Source organism: Bradyrhizobium sp. IC3123, from assembly GCF_020193625.1.
Lineage (GTDB): Bacteria > Pseudomonadota > Alphaproteobacteria > Rhizobiales > Xanthobacteraceae > Bradyrhizobium > Bradyrhizobium yuanmingense.
In genome coordinates this window covers 549,892-567,425 of the sequence record NZ_JADYVF010000003.1, presented here as the reverse complement: position 1 = coordinate 567,425, position 17,534 = coordinate 549,892, and the positions used below count along the sequence as shown (strand labels likewise).

Below are 17,534 nucleotides of genomic sequence, written 5' to 3'. Positions count from 1 at the left end.
GGCATGGTGCCTGCCCAGGTTGGGTCGATACGGCTGAATCTGCTCGTCGAAGCATTTTTCTCATTGTTTGGGCGGCGCAGCATATGCAGATGAGCGGCGCAAAATGGATAGATCGTTCGTTGTTGCGCAGATTTCCGACCTGCATCTGGACGGGTCGGGCCGGCTGCTTCCGGCCATCGAGACGCTCAGGGCCGCGATTTGCGAGAAGATGGCGGCTGCCGCGAATGTTCCCGATCGCATCCTGCTGATCACGGGCGATCTGGTGGACGACCCAACGCCGCGCGCGCTCGACGAGGCGCTCGCCGTCATCGCATGCTTCCGGCAGACGGGGCTGTTCACCGACATCCAAGCCGTGGCAGGCAATCACGACGTCAAGCGGCCGAACCAGCGTGCGGGCCGTCACGACGCCTACGATTACCTGCACCTGCCGCGGACCGCGAAGAATGTCTATTACCGTCAGGCAGGCCTCGACCTGGTGCTGCTCGATTCCAATCGCGCCAACTTGAAGGCGCTCGCGAGCGGCAAGATCGACGAGAGCGCTTATAAGGCGATGGTCGCCGATTCCGCCCGGCTGAGCGCCGAGGTCGCGGGAAGCATCGGTTCGGCCGGGCGCGCCGACTACGCCGAGCCGGCGGAAAATCTGGTGCGTGTGCTGGCCCTGCACCATCACCCACTGCCGCAGGCCACCGGCGAAGGAAAGCGCTTTCTAGGCATGCCGGACGAGCCGCTGATGTATCTCGCCGCACCCGCGACCTTCCTCGAGGCCGCCACCTCGCTCAATGTCGATCTGGTTCTGCACGGTCATCGCCATGTCGAGGGGCTGACCCGCTATTCCATCCCCGATCCGCGTGCGACGTCGAGCGAGAGCGGTGAGGCGTTCTGGCGCACGATCTACGTGCTCTCCTGTCCGTCCTCGACCGGGCAAGCCGGCGACGATGCCGGTTTCAACCTCGTCCATTTCGGCCCCGCGTCCCATGCCGGCCGCAACGAGCACCGCTTCGCGATCACCCGCTATACGAGGCTCCGCAACGATGCGGCCTTCAGGCCGCTCGATTCCAACCTGCCGGGCGGCGTCATCAGGCTGCCGGCGGGGCGGGACTTTTCCCGCGATCCGGCCGTCCAGTCGGCGATCGAGGCGGCCTCGTCCCGCACACTGAAACGCGACCAGGTCGCGGCGATCGTCCGCCGGCTGTTCATGCGTGGCAGCTTTTACGATGGGGCGGAGCCGAACTGGGCGATAGCGCTCTACACCTACATGGTCTCGGCCCATGCCTGGGCGGAGCTCGAGCGTAAGGCCGCGAGATCCCGGCCGGGATTCGACAGCGACGCGCTCGCCGCGGTGAAGACGTTGCTCGGCCGATTGATCGAGCAATCCGCTGACGTGCTCGGCATCGATCGCGCTCAGCTCGATGAGCTCTACGGGAGAGGCCTGATCAATTGTAACGACTTCCTGCGTCAGGTGCCGCGGCTGCCTTCTGAAGGTGTCGACGTTCAGCGGCGGGGGCGGCAGAGGCTGCAACTGCTGCTGGAGCTGGATCAGCAGGTGCAGGCGCTCGGCCCCGATCTCGGCCTCGGCGGCAAAGCGCCGCCGCAACCATCGCCGGCGTGAGAGAAGCGCGTCTGAGCGCTGTTAACCGGCCGTTAGGGTTAACATTCTACTGCTGACACGTTCGGCTCGATCGAGCAGCTCGAGAGTCAAAGCGTCATGCGTCAACGGATCAGGCTTACCCGGCTACTTGCTTCGACGTCGCTGGTCGCGACGGTGGCGATGAGCCTCGGCGGCTGCACGGCGATGTCGAAGCTCTCGGAGGTGACGGGCTCGGTCGGCCCCCGGGCGGACGCGGCCTCCGCCGATCGCGCGCCCACCGATCCGGCGCGTGCGGTCGAAGCCTATGGCGAGCGCTACCGCGCCAATCCCAAAGATGCCGACGCCGCGCTCGCCTATGGACAGGCCTTGCGTGCCAACGGCCAGCGCGCCCAGGCCGCCGCCGTGCTCGAGCAGGCGACGATCGCCAACCCCGGCAACAAGGCGCTGCTTGCCCAGTACGGCCGCGCACTCGCCGACAACGGCAATTTCCAGCAGGCCTTCGACGTGCTGTCGAAGGCGCATTCGCCCGACAATCCGGACTGGCGCCTGCTCTCGGTGCAGGGCACCGCGCTCGACCAGATGGGCCGTCATGAGGAGGCGCGATCCTATTACGCGAGCGCGCTCAAGATCGCACCGGGTGATCCCGGCGTGCTCTCCAACCTCGGCCTGTCCTACATGCTGTCGAAAGAGCTGCCGAAGGCGGAAGAGGCGCTGCGGCAGGCGCATGCCTCGCCGCGTGCCAGCGCCCGGGTCCGGCAGAACCTCGGCCTGGTCGTCGGCCTGCAGGGCCGCTTCGCGGAGGCGGAGACCATCGTCAAGGCGGACCTGCCGCCGGACCAAGCTGCGGCCAATGTCGCCTATCTCAAGGAGATGCTGAGCCGTAGCGAGGCCCCGCGCGGCGCGCCGAAGCGGACGCCGGTCGCTTCGCTGAGCCAGCCCGGCTGATCATCTGACTTCCTGGCCTTGGTGGCGGACCGTACGGTCCAGCCCGGCTCATTGCATCTCGGTGACCTTGATGGCGGTGGGTCCGAGAATGACCACGAACAGCACAGGCAGGAAAAACAGGATCATCGGCACCGTGAGCTTCGGCGGCAGCGCGGCCGCCTTCTTCTCGGCCTCGTTCATGCGCATGTCGCGATTTTCCTGCGCCATGACGCGCAGGGAATGGCCGAGCGGAGTGCCGTATCGTTCCGCCTGTTGCAGCGCCAAACACACCGACTTGACGCCCTCGAGACCGGTGCGCCGTGCCAGGTTCTCATAGGCGACCTTGCGATCCTGCAGGTAGGACAGCTCGGCCGTGGTCAGGGTGAACTCCTCCGACAGCGCGATCGACTGGCCCACGATTTCGGTCGCAACTTTCCGGAATGCCATCTCGACCGACATGCCCGATTCGATGCAGATCAGGAGCAAATCGAGCGCGTCGGGAAACGCACGCTTGATCGAGAGCTGGCGCTTGGAGATCGCATTCCTGAGGAACAGCATCGGCGCCTGGAGGCCGAGATAGGCGGCGCCGATACAGATGCCGATCTTGATCGGCATCGCCTGTTGCATGTTTCCGATCACGAACACGTAGAGGGCCGAGCCGATCAAGAACACGATCGGGGCGACCATGCGGGCAAACAGGAAGGTGATGTAGGGCGCCTGGCCGCGGTAACCCGCCATGATGAGCTTGTCCCGCGCAGCCTCCTGCGCGAGCCACTTGGTCAGGTTGAAGTCCTCGACCACCTTGGAGACGAGTTGCTTCGGCGTCTGGCGCAGTGAAACCTTCTCGCTCTTGTTGAGACGCTCACGCTCGCGCTGCCGGATGCGTTCACGCTCGCTCGCCACCGCCTTCATGCGCTTGGAGAGGCCCTCGCCGGCGAACAACGGCATCACCAGCGTATAGACGGTGGCGCTCGCGGCGATCGCCGCGAGCAGCATGGTCATGAAACGGACGTCGTGCAGTTTCGAGACGAGGAATTCGACCATGCGACACCGTCAGAAATCGAAGTTGATCATCTTCTTCATCACCAGGATGCCGATCGACATCCAGACGACGCAGCCGACCAGCATCAGCTGGCCGGTGGGATGAGTCCAAAGCACCGAGATGTATTGCGGCGTCGTGAGATAGACCAGGAACATCACGATCGGCGGCAGCGAGCCGATGATGCCGGCCGAGGCCTTGGCTTCCATCGACATCGCCTGGATCTTTTCCTTCATCTTCTTGCGGTCGCGCAGCACCTTGGAGAGGTTACCGAGCGCTTCGGAGAGGTTGCCGCCCGATTTCTGCTGGATCGACACCACGATCCCGAAGAAATTGGCTTCCGGCAGTGGCATGCGCTCGTAAAGCCGCGCGCAGGCCTCGCCCAGCGGCATGCCGATCGCCTGCGTCTCGATGATGGCCAGAAACTCGCTGCGCAGCGGCTCGGGCGAATCGGCGGCTACGACCTTGATCGATTCGAACAAGGGCAGGCCTGCCTTGATGCCGCGGACGATCACGTCGACCGCGTCGGGCAGTGCAGCCAGGAACTTGGTTTCGCGACGCTTCTTGAGGAAGCCGAGTGCCCAGCGCGGCAGGCCGAAGCCGCCGGCAAAGGCAAGACCGGCGGCGCCGATCAGGCCCCCGCCCGCGAACATAGCGGCCGCGAAAAAAACGCCGGCCACCACGGCGGACACGGTCCAGAACTTCTGCGGCGTCCAGTCGAGCCCGGCCTGCGACAGGCGGACGCTGAGCGGAGCGCTCTTCTCCTGGGCGCGCCGCGCCTCGAGGTCCTTCAGCGTGGACTCGACCTGCTCGCGGCGAGAGCGCTGAGTTTTCTCGGCCTGCCGGGCCGTGGGCGCTTCGGCGCGCGCGACCGAGGCACGGCGGCTTTCCGCCTTTCGCTCCCCAGACAGCACCGGATAGAGGAATACCCAGGCGATGCCACCAACTGCTGCGGTGGCGAGGAAGGCGAGGGCGAGGACCTGCATGTTCATGGCGCTGCCAATCTGCTCACGTCTTCGGCGCGACTTCCGCCGCGTCGAGCGCCGCGGCGAGGCGCTTCTCCTCGCCGTAATAACGGGCGCGTTCCCAGAACTTCGGACGGCCGATGCCGGTTGAGCGGTGCCGGCCGATGATCTTGCCGTTGGCGTCCTCGCCGACCATGTCGTAGAGGAAGATGTCCTGGGTGATGATGGTGTCGCCTTCCATGCCCATCACCTCGGTGATGTGGGTGATGCGGCGGGAGCCGTCGCGCAGGCGCGCGGCCTGGATGATGACGTCGATCGAGGCGCAGATCATCTCGCGAATTGTTCGCGACGGAAGGGAAAAGCCGCCCATCGTGATCATGGATTCGCAGCGCGACAGCGCCTCGCGCGGGTTGTTGGCGTGCAGCGTGCCCATCGAGCCGTCATGGCCGGTGTTCATGGCCTGCAGCAGGTCGAAGGCTTCGGGTCCGCGGACCTCGCCGACGATGATGCGTTCGGGACGCATACGCAGGCAGTTGCGCACCAATTCGCGCATCGTGACCTGGCCCTCGCCCTCGATGTTGGGCGGACGGGTTTCCAGCCGCACCACGTGAGGCTGCTGCAGCTGGAGCTCGGCGGCGTCCTCGCAAGTGATGACGCGCTCGTCGTGCTCGATGTAGTTGGTGAGGCAGTTGAGCAGGGTCGTCTTGCCCGAGCCGGTACCGCCGGAAATCAGCACGTTGCAGCGGACGCGGCCGATGATCTGAAGGATCTCGGCGCCTTCCGGCGTGATCGCGCCGAACTTGACGAGCTGATCCAGCGTCAGCTTGTCTTTCTTGAATTTGCGGATGGTGAGCGCGGGGCCGTCGATCGACAGCGGCGGCACGATGGCGTTGACACGGGAGCCGTCGGCGAGGCGCGCGTCGCAGATCGGCGAGGATTCGTCGACGCGCCGGCCGACCTGGCTGACGATGCGCTGGCAGATGTTGAGAAGCTGCTGGTTGTCGCGGAAGCGGATGCCGGTACGCTGGATCTTGCCGCCGACCTCGATGTAGACGGTGTTGGCGCCATTGACCATGATGTCGGCGATGTCGTCGCGCGACAATAGCGGCTCGAGCGGGCCGTAACCGAGGACGTCGTTGCAGATGTCGTCGAGCAGCTCCTCCTGCTCGGCGATCGACATCACGATGTTCTTGATCGCGATGATCTCGTTGACGATGTCGCGGATTTCCTCGCGCGCGGACTCCGAATCGAGCTTGGCGAGCTGGGCGAGGTCGATGGCCTCGATCAGCGCGCCGAAGATGGTCGCCTTGACCTCGTAATAATTGTCCGAACGCCGGCTCTCCATGGCCGGAGGCGGCGGAGCCTTGGCGGGCGCAAGCGGCGGCGAGGCGACGGCCGGCGGAGGCGGAGCGCGCGACACCGTCGGCGCCTGAGCCGGGGCAGGCTCGAGCGACACGGCGCCGGGCTTGGGTGCCCGAAGGTCGGTGTCTGTTCCGCTACGCTTACCGAACACTTAACAACTCCATGCGGCGGCTTATCTTCCCCGCAACTTCTCAATCAGAGGTGAAAGCAGGGACGACTTTTGCTTCTTGGTCTCGCTGCGGCCGGTCAGGCGCTGGGCGATCTGCAGGAACATCTCGATCGACTTGTGGTTGGCGGAGATCTCCGCGATCATCTGGCCGTTGTTGGCCGCCGAGCCGAAGATCTGCGGTTCGAACGGGATCGAGACGACCGGCTGGCTCTCGATTGCCTTGGCGAACTCCGCGGCGGCGATCTCGGGCCGTTTCGGCACGCCGACCTGGTTCAGGCAGTAGAGCGGCGGCCGGTCGTTGGGGCGCGCGGCCTTCAATAGATCGAACAGGTTCTTGGTATTGCGCAGATTGGCGAGGTCCGGGGCGGCCACGATCAGGATGTCGTCCGCCCCGATCAAGGCGCGCTTGGTCCAGCCCGACCATTGATGCGGAACGTCGAGCACGATGCAGGGCATGGTGGAGCGCAGCGTGTCGAATACGGCATCGAAAGCGTCAGTGCCGAAATCATAGACCCGGTCGAGCGTCGCAGGCGCCGCCAGCAGGCTGAGATGGTCGGTGCATTTTGACAGCAGGCGGTCGATGAACGCGGTGTCGACGCGGTCAGGCGAGAACACGGCGTCGGCGATACCCTGCGGCGGATCCTGGTTGTAGTCGAGCCCGGCCGTGCCGAAGGCGAGGTCGAGATCGGCGACGACGGCGTCCATCGCGAGGTCTCGCGCGATCGCCCACGCGACGTTGTGCGAGATGGTCGAAGCCCCGACGCCACCCTTGGCTCCGACCACGGCGATGATGCGGCCGACTGCCTTGGCTTCGGGGGCCGAGAACAGGTTGCAGATCGAGCGTACGACGTCGATCGCGCCGACCGGCGCGAGCACGTAATCGCTGACGCCGCGGCGCACCAGCTCGCGATAGAGCGTGACGTCGTTGATGCGGCCGATCACCACCACGCGGGTGCCGGCATCGCAGACAGTGGCGAGCTGGTCGAGTCCGCCCAGCAGGTCGTTGCGACCGTCGCTCTCGAGCACGATCACGTTCGGCGTGGGAGCCGAGCGGTAGGCTTCGATCGCGGCCGCCATGCCGCCCATCTGGATCTTCAGGTGAGCCTTGCCGAGACGGCGATCCTCGCCGGCCGACTGCACCGCGGCGGCCGTCTCCACGGTTTCGCAGAAGGCCTGAACCGAGACGCGCGGCGCGGGCGCAATATGCTCCTCGACCGGCGGAGGAGCTGCTGCCGGCTGCTCTTCGTGTGTCTGGCGCGCGTAACTGATCATTTGCCGGTGTCGCTGAGTTTGGCCCTGTCGGCCTCGGGATAGGTGGTCGCCGTCGTCGTTCCCTTGCGATACTTCTCGAACCCGGTGATGCGCCGCGGCGTGTATGACGGAGTTTCGGGCCGCGGCTGCTCAAGATCCGACGGATTGTCGACCATGGCCGCGAGGTTGCGCTGATAAGCGCAGCCGTAATTGTAGTAGTCCTTGTTCTCGAACCAGCGCTTGTTCTTCATCGAGGGTCCGATGTCTTCCGGCCACAGGCCGCAGGGACCGGCGACTGCGGCAATCCTGGAATAGGTGAGCCGGATCGGGGGGAGGAAGCGCTTGTCTTGCTGCTGGTAGGGGTGAAGGCTGACGCCGCGCGGCGGAACGCCTGCCGCCGCCAGCATCGCCTGGATCTCACGCATCGTATCGGCGACCGGGCGAGCATTGGGCGTATTGGAAGGCACGTCGATGCGAATCGCGCCGGTGCCTTCTTGCAACCACGCCGATGCCACGCCCATCACGTCAGCGCGTTGGGCCGCGGTTAATCCGCCGCGGGCATGACCCACGAAGACGACGATCGAGCGATTCTGCTCCTCGACCGCGATCGGATGGCGCTGCTTGTAGTCGTCGGGAATGGACGCCGTGAGGACTTCGTCGTGCTGGCAGCCCCCGACCGCGAGCGCGAGGCCGATGAGCACGCCACCGAGGCTGATGGCGCGCTTGCGAAGCTGGGGTGGTCTCGTGATCATCGTGAAATCCCCGTTCCGCCTCAGTCGGTAATGAAGCCGTAGGTGCCGCGGTAGTTCTTGGCCGGTTCGGTCCGGCCCGGCACGCCGTAGATCCGGTTGATATTGCCGATCAGCTGCGCCTGCGGATCCGCAGGCGGGGCGAAGCCGTCATCCGGCCGCGACAGGTCCTTCGGCGCCACCGCGCGGACCACATAGGGCGTCACGATCACGACCAACTCGGTTGCATTGTTGACGAAGTCGCGGCTGCGGAACAGCGTGCCGAGGATCGGGAGCTGCATCAGCCCCGGCATTCCGTTGACAGCTTGCTTGGTCTGCTGCTGGATCAGGCCGGCCATCGCCATCGCGCCGCCGGACGGAATTTCCAGCGAAGTCTCTGCGCGGCGTGTCTTGATTGAGGGGACCGTCAGCGAGTTGACCGTGTTCGAGGTCACCGCCTGCGACAGCGTGATCGCATTCTCATTTGACAGTTCGGAGACCTCGGTCATCACCCGCAAGCTGATCTTGCCTTCGCTCAGGACCACAGGCGTAAAGTTGAGTGAGATGCCGAACTTCTTGAAGCTGATCTGAGTGGTACAGACGCGCGTGACGGGATCGCACGAATAACCTGCCGGCACCGGAAATTCGCCGCCGGCGAGAAAGGTGGCGGACTCTCCGGAGATCGCGGTCAGGTTCGGCTCGGCAAGCGTCCTGATCACGCCCGCGCTCTCCATCGCACGCAGGGTCGCCTGCACCGAAGGCGTCGCGCCGAAACTCGCAGTGAGATTGTTGCCATCCACCAGATTACGGCCGAGGGCCGTGAACGGGTTGGAGTTGCTGAAGCTCACCACCGATGTGCCGTAGTTGAGGTTGGCGGTGAGGTCGATACCGAGCTGCTTGACGATTGTACGCGCGACTTCGGCAACGGTCACCTTGAGCATGACTTGGTCGCGGCCGCGGACCACGATCGAGTTCACCACCTTGTCGACGCCGCCGGCCAGGCGCGCAGCGAGCTCGTTGGCCTGTTGCGCTTCCATAGGGTTGGCGGCCGTGCCGGACAGGACGATACCGTCGCCCAGGCCGTCGATCTGGATGTCTGAGTTGGGCAGAACCTGCTTCAGTGCGGCCCGCACGCCGTTGAGGTCGCGCTTCACCGCGATGTCGTAGGCCGCGATCTGCTGCCCGGCGGAATCGAAGAACACGATATTGGTCTGGCCGACCGCGGCGCCGATGATATAGGCGCGCTGTGCGGAGCGGACCACCGCATTGGCGATCTTGGGATCGGCGACCAGCACGTCCTTGATGTCGCGCGGCAGGTCGATCACGACCGACTTGCCGATGCCGAGCGAGAGGAAACGCGCGTTGATCTGGCCGTCCGCCGCGGTCTGCGGCACAGGGCGGTAATCGGCGGCGACTGCCGGGGCGATCGTCGGGCTGAGCGCCAGCGCGAGGGCGGCCGAAAACGACAGGGCGCGGACCAGTGAGGTCCGCATCGTCGCCGAATCTGCCCTGTATTTGATGTCGACTGTCTTCATCGTGCCTTAGCCGCCTGACTTGGAATGCCGTAGCGAATGATCGAGACACCGTCGCGCTTCTGCGCGGAGTCATCGAGCGTGATCTCGCTCATCTTGACGTCGACGATGCTGCGCAGCGCCAGCGACAGCGTGCCGCTCTGGCGCGCCGCGGAGAGCGTTGCGGTCTGCGCGGGATTGAGCTCGAGGGTGACGGTCTTGCCGATCACCGCGTTCTGCCCGTCCTTCTCCTTGGGTGCCTGGTCGATGGCCAGGACCCGGATATTGGCCAGGATGATCTCGGAGGTGACGATGTCGGGAGCGCCGCTGCTCTGATCCGGGTTCTTGAGCCGGCGGGTGAGCAGGACGTCGACGCGGTCGTTGGGTAGGATGAAGCCGCCCGCGCCGGTCTCCGGCGAGATCTCGGTCGAGATCGCCCGCATGCCGGTGGGCAGGATTGCCGCCATGAAGCCGGAACCTTCGGCCTTGACCAGCTTCTGGTCGCGGATCGGCTCGCCCTGGATGAAGGGCGCGCGCGCGATCGAGCCGGTCACCTGGGTCGCACCGTCGGGGCGCTCGTTGCGTCGGATGAAGGTGGCGCTGGCGGTCGCGGTCGGCCAGGTCTGCCATTGCACGTCTTCGGGCTTCACGGTCTGGCCGAGGCCGATGTCGTTCTTGGCCACGAGGACGTCGACGGTCGGCAGCTGTGCGACCGGAACCGGAGGCGGCGCAGAATTGTCGGAGCCGCTCGCCAGGTACGCGGCGACGCCGCCGGCGCAGATGGCGACCGTCAGGACGACAATGCGTGCCCTATTCATACGCTTCAACTTTCCAACAATACGCCGCGACGCTGCCGCCGCCGTGATCGGCAGTTGACCAGCTATTCGTCAAAGCATGGTTAATGAGGCGTATCTAAATCGCCTTAACGCCGGGTTTACCCGGAGCGTTCAGCGCAGCGCGAGGCGAGCGAGGTCGATCGCCTTCACCCATTCGGTCTCCGGGTAGACCATCAGCGCGCTCAGCGCGAGCGCGATGCCGTAGGGAATGCCGCTCTCCTTGGCGTGCAGCCGTGCGAGCCAGGCCTGTCCTGCCAGCCCGTAAGGCAGCGGCCATTGCCGGAACTGCAGCAGGAGCAGCGTCAGCGCGCCGCCGAACAGCGAGGCGTAGAGCAGGAAGTTCATCAGATGTGGGAAGCCGAACCAGAGCGCGACGGAGGCAGCGACCTTGGCGTCGCCGCCGCCCACCCAGCCCATGGCGAAGCAGGTGAAGGCCACGACCAGAACGAGCGCACCGGCGCCGACATGACTCAGCATCTCGTAAGGTGCCATGCCCCCGGCGAGGGCGAGCGCGAAGAAGCCCGCCACCAGCGCCAGCGATACGCGGTTCGAGATCGTCATCGTGAAGAGATCGCTCGCGGCGGCGAACGCCATCAGGGCCGGGAAGAGCAGAAGGCGCGCAAGGTCGAGAATCATGGGCTGCGTCTTGAGGCCTGGGTTTGTCGCGGGAGCTGCTTCGGGCGATGCTAGCGCGCGATGCTAAACAAACCGACAACGGCGGCACGGGCGCGCCCGGGCCTCGGCCCACGAGCGCGCTTTCACCAGAAGCTGGCAATACGTGCGGCGAGCGCGATCGTCGCAACCAGCAGCGCAAGGCAGATCCAATAGACCGGCGAGCCGGCCTGCGCCGCTTCCGCCTCGTGCGCCGCGACCGCGGCATCGGTTCTGAACTCGTGCAACGCCACTGGAACTCGCCGTCTTCAGAAAAACAAACGCCCCGGAGGTCCGGGGCTTTTGCCGTCGTTCGTGGACCCGCTTACTTCAGCGAGGTGCTGATCGAGCTGAACTTGGCGTTCAGCGTGGTGCCGAGATTGTTGACGACGGTGATGATGGCCAGCGCGATGCCGGCGGCGATCAGGCCGTATTCGATGGCGGTGGCGCCGGATTCATCCTTCGCGAAACGCGCAATCAAGTTCTTCATGAACAAAACTCCGTCTGGGTGGGGACCGCCTCGTTCGGCGCTGTCGTTGACGCGACGACCATGAGAGCCGAGCTCTTTCGGGAGAGTTAATTCGACCGGGTAATCCCACGTCCGGCGCGATGCTTTTGCCCAGAGTGAATTTCGCCTTAAGACGGCACCTGCAAATTCGTTGCGGTTCCGGATGCGCCGCCAACGCGGCGCGTGCTTCACCCTCCCTTAAATTTCGCGGAGTAGGCCTTGAGCTACAGCGGAATTCGCGGAGAGAGGCGACGATGTCGAGCCTGCCCATGCAAGTCGCCTTGATGTTCGGCGAGACCATCGTCAAGGTGATCCCGGTCACCTTCGTGCTCGCGGCGGTGTTCACCGTGCTGGAGCATTTCTGGGCTTGCAATCCCGGTGCGCCGTGGTGGCGCAAGCGGGAGATCGTCACCGACATCTGCTACTGGTTCTTCGTCCCGGTGTTCGCCCGCACCATGCGGATCGGGCTGCTGGTCGTCGGCGCCAGCGTCGTCTTCAACATCCACGACGCCGACGAGCTCATCGCCTTTTACGACAATGGCCACGGTCCGCTGGCGCAGCTGCCGCTGTGGCTGCAGGCCGTGCTGTTCCTGGTGCTGTCCGATTTCATGCTGTACTGGCTGCATCGGCTTTTCCACGACGGCGGCTTCTGGAAATATCACGCCATCCATCATTCGTCGGAGGAGATCGGCTGGATCTCCGCGGCGCGCTTCCATCCGGTCAATCTCTTGCTCGGGACGATCATCGTCGACGTCGTGCTGCTGATGGCAGGCATCTCCCCGAACGTCATGGTCTGGGTCGGCCCGTTCACCACCTTCCACTCGGCCTTTGTGCACGCCAACCTGAACTGGACTTTCGGACCGTTCAAATACGTGCTGGCGACGCCGGTCTTCCATCGCTGGCACCACACCTCCCTCGAAGAGGGCGGCGACACCAATTTTGCCGGAACGTTCCCGATCTGGGACGTGCTGTTCGGCACCTTCCGCATGCCGGAGGGCAGGCTGCCGCAGGACTACGGCAAGGACGAAGCGGCCATGCCCAAGGAGATCGGCGGGCAGCTCGCCTTTCCGTTCCGGCATTAGGGGGCGGGCCCCGCAAATGTCCGTCCGTTCAAACAATACTCGGCGAGTTTGCGGAACGTTCACGAATTAAAGGCAGGTTAGCCGGGTCGGGCACCGGCTCCGCTGTATTCGGTCGCTTCTGCCGGTCTGTGACGTCCCGGGGGTAAGAGTATGCGTAAAGAAATGCTGCGCCGTCATGTGCGCGTCTGTGTTCTGGTTGCCGCTGCGGTGCTGGCCTCGCCGGCCGCCAGCCTTGCCGAGCCCGTCGCCGATACCATCGCCGTCAATGTCGACCAGGCCAAGCTGGTGCGGCTGCCCGGCAAGGTGGCGACCATCGTGGTCGGCAATCCCCTGATCGCCGACGTCACGCTCCAGCCCGGCGGCATGATCGTCGTGACCGGAAAGGGCTACGGGGCCACCAACTTCATCGCGCTCGACCGCGGCGGCGAGATTCTGGTGGACCGCCAGATCCAGGTCGAAGGTCCGAGCGACCGGCTCGTCACCGTCTATCGCGGGGTCGAGCGGGAGTCCTACAGTTGCGTGCCGCTTTGCCAGCGCCGCGTGACGCTCGGCGACAGCGACACCTATTTCAACAACGCGATGAGCCAGGCCGGTACGCTGAGCAGCAGCGCCAGCGGAGGTGCGGGTGCCGGCGCGGCTGCCAAGCCAAACTAGCCCACGGGCGGGCCTCGATCCCGCCAAGCCGCTCGATTCGAGGGCGGCACCTCGTTGCATGCCGTGCTTCCTCCCGCTTGCGGGCGCTGGTTAACGCGGTGTTAACGGCGCGGTCCGCCGGAAGCGGATCGTCTGAAACACTTAGACAATCAGTTTCCGCTATTGAACGGGCAGATGATCGCCGGCCGCTGGGGAATTTGACGAGATGCCATCGCCTGCACCTACGAGGTTCACGCTCCGGAAAGCGCTGCTCCGGTTTCGCGGCAACCGCCGCGGCTCCGCAGCCGTCGAATTTGCGCTGGTCGCACCGATGTTCTTCGCGCTGCTGTTCGCGATCCTCGAGACGGCGCTCATGTTCTTCTCCAGCCAGGTGCTCGAGACCATCGCGCAGGACTCCGCGCGCGCGATTCTAACCGGCCAGGCTCAGGCGCAGGGCGGCTCGGTGGCGGCCTGCCAGTCCGCGCCCAACACAGTCGCTGCATGCGATCAGACGACGTTCAAGACCTTCGTCTGCAGCAAGATTCCGGCGCTGTTCGATTGCAGCAAGCTGTACGTCGACGTCGTCAGCACCAGCTCGTTCGGGACGCTCAGCCTCACCAATTTCGGCAATTCCTGCACCTTCAATCCCTCCGGGATGCAGTACAGTGCCGGAAGCTCCGGTCAGGTCGTCGTGGTGCGCCTGTTCTATCAATGGCCGCTCATCGTCACCGGCCTCGGCTACAACGCGGGATGCAGCAACAAGCGGCTGATGGTGGCGACGGTGGCGTTCAAGAACGAACCCTTCTGAGGCAGATGGATCTGGGCGGACCGATGCGGGCGATTGCGAACATCTGGAGGAATGCACGCGGCTCCGTGCGCGGCTTCGTCGCCGACAAGCGCGCGCTGGCGGCGACCGAATTCGCGATCATCGTACCGCTGATGCTGGTGATGTTCTTCGGCACTGTCGAATTTTCGTCCGCCGTGGCGATCGACCGCAAAATCACGTTGATCGCGCGGACATTGTCCGATTTGACCTCGCAGTCGACGACGCTCAACGATGCCGGCATGAAGGATACGTTCACGGCAAGCATCTCCGTCGTCATGCCTTACGACGCTGCGCTCGTGAAGGGCACGATCTCCCAGATCTACATCGACGCCAACAGCATCGCCAAGGTCCAGTGGAGCAGGGCCGGCACGATTGCGAGCGGCGCGACGCAAGCCACGCTTGCGACCTCGGCTCGGAACGCCGGCGACACGGTCACCACGATGATTCCCCCGGCACTCTTGATTCCGTCGAGCTATCTCATCCTGAGCGAAGCCAACTACACTTACACGCCGACCATCGGCTACGTGTTGAAGTCGAGCGTAACCCTGAGCGATCTCTCCTACACGCGACCGCGTCAGGTCACCTGCGTGCCCTACAACAACGTGCCGTCGACGTGTTGAGATCTGTCAGCCGCCCGTGACATGAAAAAGGCCGTGCGTTGCGCACGGCCTTTTTGCTTTGGCTCGCTGATCGGGCCGGCGCCCGGCGGGCTCAGCCCGCAGCGCGCAGGTTGTCCGCCGCAGACTTGCCGGAACGGCGGTCGGCCACGATCTCGTAGGAGATCTTCTGGCCCTCGCGGAGCGAGCCGAGGCCGGCGCGCTCCACGGCGCTGATGTGAACGAACACGTCCTGGCCGCCATCGTCGGGCTGAATGAAGCCATAGCCCTTGGTTGCGTTAAACCACTTCACGGTTCCCATGCTCACGGGGGTAGTCCCTCTCAGATAACACTATGTCGGAGCCCGCTCGCGCGGGCAGGGTTAGGATCGAATTTCTGGAAGGGTCGTCAGCGTGTCTGAACCGGCTGTACCGGTGGATGCCAATGTCGTCCGGCCGAAAATCGATTAATTCATTTTATCGGAAGCAACGGTTCGAAACAATCCGAACGCGCACGATTTTTTGATCCGCCGATGTCAACGGCGGATCAATCTACAGATCGGAATTCGAACCCGCGCCGCACCCGACTAGCGGCGGCGGAATTGGCCGCCGCGCTGTCCGGGACGGGGCGGTCCGCCCGGCGTGCTGGGACGTTCGTCCTTGTGGCGGAAAATCAGCCGGCCCTTCTCGAGGTCATAGGGCGACATCTCCACGGTCACGCGGTCGCCCGCGAGCGTCTTGATGCGGTTCTTCTTCATCTTGCCGGCGGTATAGGCAACGATCTCGTGTCCGGCGTCGAGCTGCACGCGGTAGCGGGCATCGGGGAGGATTTCGGTGACCAGTCCTTCGAACTGGATCAGCTCTTCCTTAGCCATTGATATCTCCAGGTCGTGGACGGCTAGTGCGAATAGGGTTTGCGGTTCGGTTGGCTGTTTGGCCGACTCTGGCGGCGCAAAAAGGCAACGCCTTGTATCCCATCAGGGGTCCCGGCGCTATGCGCGGAACGCTGTTCCGGACGGTCGACAGGCGATGAATGCATCTTACCACCGGAGCGGCGGCGGCGAGAACCCTTGGGGGCATTCGGGCCACTGCCGGGGCGTCCGTCCGCATGCCTTGCCTCGGCGTGGCGTCCCTCACCGTGCCTGCCGTCGCCTTGCTTGCCGGCACTATGGTGGCGCCCGTCGGCATGCCGTTCGTCGGCACGACGTCCGTCACCGTGGCGTGCTCCTTGCGGGCGCTGGCCCGGACGACCGCCCGGCCGGCCCTGTCGTTGCTGCGACGGGGCGGGACCGGCATCGCGGCGGCCGGCGTCGGTGCGGTGGTCCTCCCGCGGCAGGGCGACGCGAATCAGCCGCTCGATGTCGCGCAGATAGCCGAGCTCCTCGCCGCCCGCGACCAGCGAGATTGCGGTGCCGTCGGCTCCGGCGCGCGCGGTGCGGCCGATGCGGTGGACGTAGGTCTCCGGCACGTTCGGCAGGTCGAAGTTGATGACGTGACTGATGCCGTCGACGTCGATGCCGCGGGCGGCGATGTCGGTGGCGACCAGGGTGCGGATCTCTCCCGAGCGGAACTGGGCCAGCGTGCGCTCGCGATGGTTCTGCGACTTGTTGCCGTGGATGGCGTTGGCGGCGATCCCGGCCTTGGCCAGCGTCTTCACCACCTTGTCGGCGCCGTGCTTGGTGCGGGTGAAGACCAGCGCGCGGTTGATCGCCTCGTCCTGCAGCAGCTTGGTCAGGAAGGCCGGCTTGGCCGCGAAGTCGACCTGCAGGATGCGCTGGTTGATCCGCTCGGCGGTCGAGGACACCGGGGTCACCGCGACACGGGCGGGGTCGCGCAACATGGAATCGGCGAGCTCGGCGATGTCCTTCGGCATGGTGGCCGAGAAGAACAGGGTCTGCCGCTTGATCGGCAGCTTGGCGACGATTTTGCGGATGTCGTTGATGAAGCCCATGTCGAGCATGCGGTCGGCTTCGTCGAGCACGAGGAACTCGACGCTTGAAAGCTTCAAGCCGTTGCTCTGCACGAGGTCGAGCAGGCGGCCGGGGGTGGCGACCAGCACGTCGACGCCCTGCATCAGCGCACGGACCTGGCGGCCCATCGGCACGCCGCCGATCGCGAGCGTCGAGGACAGGCGGATGTGGCGGCCGTAGGCGTTGAAGCTGTCGAGGATCTGCCCGGACAGCTCGCGGGTCGGCGACAGCACCAGCACGCGGGCGGTCTTGGGCTGCGGCTTAATGCGGTTCTCGAGCAGACGATGCAGGATCGGCAGCGCGAAGGACGCGGTCTTGCCGGTACCGGTCTGGGCGATGCCGACGACGTCGCGGCCGGTCAATGCCAGCGGGATGGTTTGGGCCTGGATCGGAGTGGGGGTGACGTAATTCTCTTCACGAAGAGCGCGCGCGATGGGTTCGGCGAGGCCGAAGTCCTGAAACGAAGTCAAAAGAGGGGTTCTTTCCATGTCAAAAGCGAACGCCCGGCGCATCAGCGCGGCGCGCGCAAAAGGGTGTCGAGAAGACACCTGCGTGTTTGGGGTGTCGGATGGCTTGGATGATATGGGGCAAGCCAGAGGCCCGTAGAGGGCTTAAGAACACGCGGCTCGCTACGACCCCTTGATTCGCAAGAGGTCTCGGACGCTCATATGGAACATCGAGGGGGCGCTTTCAAGGCACTTGCCTCCAAAACAGCGGGTGCGGTGCAAAAATACTGCTGCCAGAAATTTAGCCAGCATTAGCGATTTGCTTAGAAAGTAGTCTGACTGCCGCTTTCGCATACATTTATGTTGCCTACGATTTAGGCTGCAAGTCTGCGGAGAAACTTCGATTTCTGCCAATTAGTTTTGTAAATTCAATAAGTTGATGGGTACCCA

Annotated in this window: 19 protein-coding genes; 6 read left to right on the top strand and 13 right to left on the bottom strand. The window is 64.7% G+C overall.

Annotated elements, in window-relative coordinates; all coding sequences use genetic code 11:
• Positions 1-103 precede the first annotated feature (103 nt).
• Together I6F20_RS12780 and I6F20_RS12775 are read left to right on the top strand one after the other, a co-directional pair.
• Complete coding sequence (locus I6F20_RS12780) at positions 104-1,609, top strand: metallophosphoesterase family protein (protein WP_225126423.1); 1,506 nt, start codon at positions 104-106, stop codon at positions 1,607-1,609.
• Between the two features lie 96 nt (positions 1,610-1,705).
• The gene (locus I6F20_RS12775) at positions 1,706-2,533 is read left to right on the top strand and encodes a tetratricopeptide repeat protein (protein ID WP_036021589.1); all 828 of its coding nucleotides are present in this window, start codon (positions 1,706-1,708) and stop codon (positions 2,531-2,533) included.
• A gap of 48 nt (positions 2,534-2,581) precedes the next feature.
• On the opposite strand, the gene I6F20_RS12770 is transcribed toward I6F20_RS12775, so the two are convergent.
• From I6F20_RS12770 to I6F20_RS12725, 10 genes are all read right to left on the bottom strand, one after another.
• Positions 2,582-3,556, bottom strand: coding sequence for a type II secretion system F family protein (locus I6F20_RS12770; RefSeq protein ID WP_036021591.1), 975 nt, complete (start codon positions 3,554-3,556; stop codon positions 2,582-2,584).
• Positions 3,557-3,565: 9 nt separating this feature from the next.
• Positions 3,566-4,543 carry a type II secretion system F family protein gene (locus I6F20_RS12765; RefSeq protein WP_057028159.1) on the bottom strand — a complete coding sequence of 326 codons (978 nt, stop codon included), beginning with the start codon at positions 4,541-4,543 and terminating at the stop codon, positions 3,566-3,568.
• Between the two features lie 16 nt (positions 4,544-4,559).
• Positions 4,560-6,029 (bottom strand): TadA family conjugal transfer-associated ATPase, encoded by a 1,470-nt coding sequence (locus tag I6F20_RS12760; protein WP_035998067.1) that lies wholly within the window; start codon positions 6,027-6,029, stop codon positions 4,560-4,562.
• A gap of 21 nt (positions 6,030-6,050) precedes the next feature.
• A complete protein-coding gene (locus I6F20_RS12755) occupies positions 6,051-7,319 on the bottom strand; it encodes a CpaE/TadZ family protein (protein ID WP_035998070.1) in 1,269 nt (422 codons plus the stop codon).
• Positions 7,316-8,050 carry a CpaD family pilus assembly protein gene (locus tag I6F20_RS12750; RefSeq protein WP_225126422.1) on the bottom strand — a complete coding sequence of 245 codons (735 nt, stop codon included), beginning with the start codon at positions 8,048-8,050 and terminating at the stop codon, positions 7,316-7,318. The genes I6F20_RS12755 and I6F20_RS12750 overlap by 4 nt, the downstream gene beginning before the upstream one ends.
• A gap of 20 nt (positions 8,051-8,070) precedes the next feature.
• Positions 8,071-9,561 (bottom strand): type II and III secretion system protein family protein, encoded by a 1,491-nt coding sequence (locus tag I6F20_RS12745; RefSeq protein WP_225126421.1) that lies wholly within the window; start codon positions 9,559-9,561, stop codon positions 8,071-8,073.
• Positions 9,558-10,355: a Flp pilus assembly protein CpaB gene (gene cpaB / locus I6F20_RS12740; RefSeq protein WP_035998075.1), complete on the bottom strand. Its 798-nt coding sequence runs from the start codon at positions 10,353-10,355 to the stop codon at positions 9,558-9,560. The genes I6F20_RS12745 and cpaB overlap by 4 nt, the downstream gene beginning before the upstream one ends.
• 129 nt (positions 10,356-10,484) lie before the next feature.
• A complete protein-coding gene (locus I6F20_RS12735; RefSeq protein WP_036021607.1) occupies positions 10,485-11,009 on the bottom strand; it encodes an A24 family peptidase in 525 nt (174 codons plus the stop codon).
• Between the two features lie 122 nt (positions 11,010-11,131).
• Complete coding sequence (locus tag I6F20_RS12730; RefSeq protein WP_225111714.1) at positions 11,132-11,272, bottom strand: hypothetical protein; 141 nt, start codon at positions 11,270-11,272, stop codon at positions 11,132-11,134.
• A gap of 77 nt (positions 11,273-11,349) precedes the next feature.
• Positions 11,350-11,514, bottom strand: coding sequence for a Flp family type IVb pilin (locus tag I6F20_RS12725; RefSeq protein WP_025033956.1), 165 nt, complete (start codon positions 11,512-11,514; stop codon positions 11,350-11,352).
• A 272-nt stretch (positions 11,515-11,786) separates the two neighbouring features.
• On the opposite strand from I6F20_RS12725, the gene I6F20_RS12720 reads away from it, so the two are divergent.
• From I6F20_RS12720 to I6F20_RS12705, 4 genes are all read left to right on the top strand, one after another.
• Positions 11,787-12,614: a sterol desaturase family protein gene (locus tag I6F20_RS12720; RefSeq protein ID WP_225126420.1), complete on the top strand. Its 828-nt coding sequence runs from the start codon at positions 11,787-11,789 to the stop codon at positions 12,612-12,614.
• A 150-nt stretch (positions 12,615-12,764) separates the two neighbouring features.
• On the top strand, positions 12,765-13,268 hold the full coding sequence (locus I6F20_RS12715; protein ID WP_035998084.1) for a pilus assembly protein N-terminal domain-containing protein: 504 nt from the start codon (positions 12,765-12,767) through the stop codon (positions 13,266-13,268).
• Between the two features lie 205 nt (positions 13,269-13,473).
• The gene (locus I6F20_RS12710) at positions 13,474-14,055 is read left to right on the top strand and encodes a TadE/TadG family type IV pilus assembly protein (RefSeq protein ID WP_036021610.1); all 582 of its coding nucleotides are present in this window, start codon (positions 13,474-13,476) and stop codon (positions 14,053-14,055) included.
• Positions 14,056-14,078: 23 nt separating this feature from the next.
• Positions 14,079-14,693: a TadE/TadG family type IV pilus assembly protein gene (locus I6F20_RS12705; protein ID WP_036036873.1), complete on the top strand. Its 615-nt coding sequence runs from the start codon at positions 14,079-14,081 to the stop codon at positions 14,691-14,693.
• Positions 14,694-14,784: 91 nt separating this feature from the next.
• On the opposite strand, the gene I6F20_RS12700 is transcribed toward I6F20_RS12705, so the two are convergent.
• The 3 genes from I6F20_RS12700 to I6F20_RS12690 form a co-directional block, all read right to left on the bottom strand.
• A complete protein-coding gene (locus I6F20_RS12700; RefSeq protein ID WP_035998097.1) occupies positions 14,785-14,997 on the bottom strand; it encodes a cold-shock protein in 213 nt (70 codons plus the stop codon).
• A 258-nt stretch (positions 14,998-15,255) separates the two neighbouring features.
• A complete protein-coding gene (gene infA, locus I6F20_RS12695) occupies positions 15,256-15,543 on the bottom strand; it encodes a translation initiation factor IF-1 (RefSeq protein ID WP_035998101.1) in 288 nt (95 codons plus the stop codon).
• A 23-nt stretch (positions 15,544-15,566) separates the two neighbouring features.
• Positions 15,567-17,150, bottom strand: coding sequence for a DEAD/DEAH box helicase (locus I6F20_RS12690; protein WP_225126419.1), 1,584 nt, complete (start codon positions 17,148-17,150; stop codon positions 15,567-15,569).
• Positions 17,151-17,534: the final 384 nt, after the last annotated feature.

Excerpts from the sequence above, each read along its gene's own strand:
- I6F20_RS12710 (WP_036021610.1), top strand. The coding sequence starts at position 13,474 with ATGCCATCGCCTGCACCTACGAGGTTCACGCTCCGGAAAGCGCTGCTC.
- I6F20_RS12745 (WP_225126421.1), bottom strand. The coding sequence starts at position 9,561 with ATGAAGACAGTCGACATCAAATACAGGGCAGATTCGGCGACGATGCGG.
- I6F20_RS12725 (WP_025033956.1), bottom strand. The coding sequence starts at position 11,514 with ATGAAGAACTTGATTGCGCGTTTCGCGAAGGATGAATCCGGCGCCACC.
- I6F20_RS12735 (WP_036021607.1), bottom strand. The coding sequence starts at position 11,009 with ATGATTCTCGACCTTGCGCGCCTTCTGCTCTTCCCGGCCCTGATGGCG.
- I6F20_RS12755 (WP_035998070.1), bottom strand. The coding sequence starts at position 7,319 with ATGATCAGTTACGCGCGCCAGACACACGAAGAGCAGCCGGCAGCAGCT.
- cpaB (WP_035998075.1), bottom strand. The coding sequence starts at position 10,355 with ATGAATAGGGCACGCATTGTCGTCCTGACGGTCGCCATCTGCGCCGGC.
- I6F20_RS12690 (WP_225126419.1), bottom strand. The coding sequence starts at position 17,150 with ATGCGCCGGGCGTTCGCTTTTGACATGGAAAGAACCCCTCTTTTGACT.
- I6F20_RS12765 (WP_057028159.1), bottom strand. The coding sequence starts at position 4,543 with ATGAACATGCAGGTCCTCGCCCTCGCCTTCCTCGCCACCGCAGCAGTT.
- I6F20_RS12770 (WP_036021591.1), bottom strand. The coding sequence starts at position 3,556 with ATGGTCGAATTCCTCGTCTCGAAACTGCACGACGTCCGTTTCATGACC.
- I6F20_RS12775 (WP_036021589.1), top strand. The coding sequence starts at position 1,706 with ATGCGTCAACGGATCAGGCTTACCCGGCTACTTGCTTCGACGTCGCTG.
- I6F20_RS12780 (WP_225126423.1), top strand. The coding sequence starts at position 104 with ATGGATAGATCGTTCGTTGTTGCGCAGATTTCCGACCTGCATCTGGAC.
- I6F20_RS12720 (WP_225126420.1), top strand. The coding sequence starts at position 11,787 with ATGTCGAGCCTGCCCATGCAAGTCGCCTTGATGTTCGGCGAGACCATC.
- I6F20_RS12715 (WP_035998084.1), top strand. The coding sequence starts at position 12,765 with ATGCGTAAAGAAATGCTGCGCCGTCATGTGCGCGTCTGTGTTCTGGTT.
- I6F20_RS12750 (WP_225126422.1), bottom strand. The coding sequence starts at position 8,050 with ATGATCACGAGACCACCCCAGCTTCGCAAGCGCGCCATCAGCCTCGGT.
- I6F20_RS12705 (WP_036036873.1), top strand. The coding sequence starts at position 14,079 with ATGCGGGCGATTGCGAACATCTGGAGGAATGCACGCGGCTCCGTGCGC.
- infA (WP_035998101.1), bottom strand. The coding sequence starts at position 15,543 with ATGGCTAAGGAAGAGCTGATCCAGTTCGAAGGACTGGTCACCGAAATC.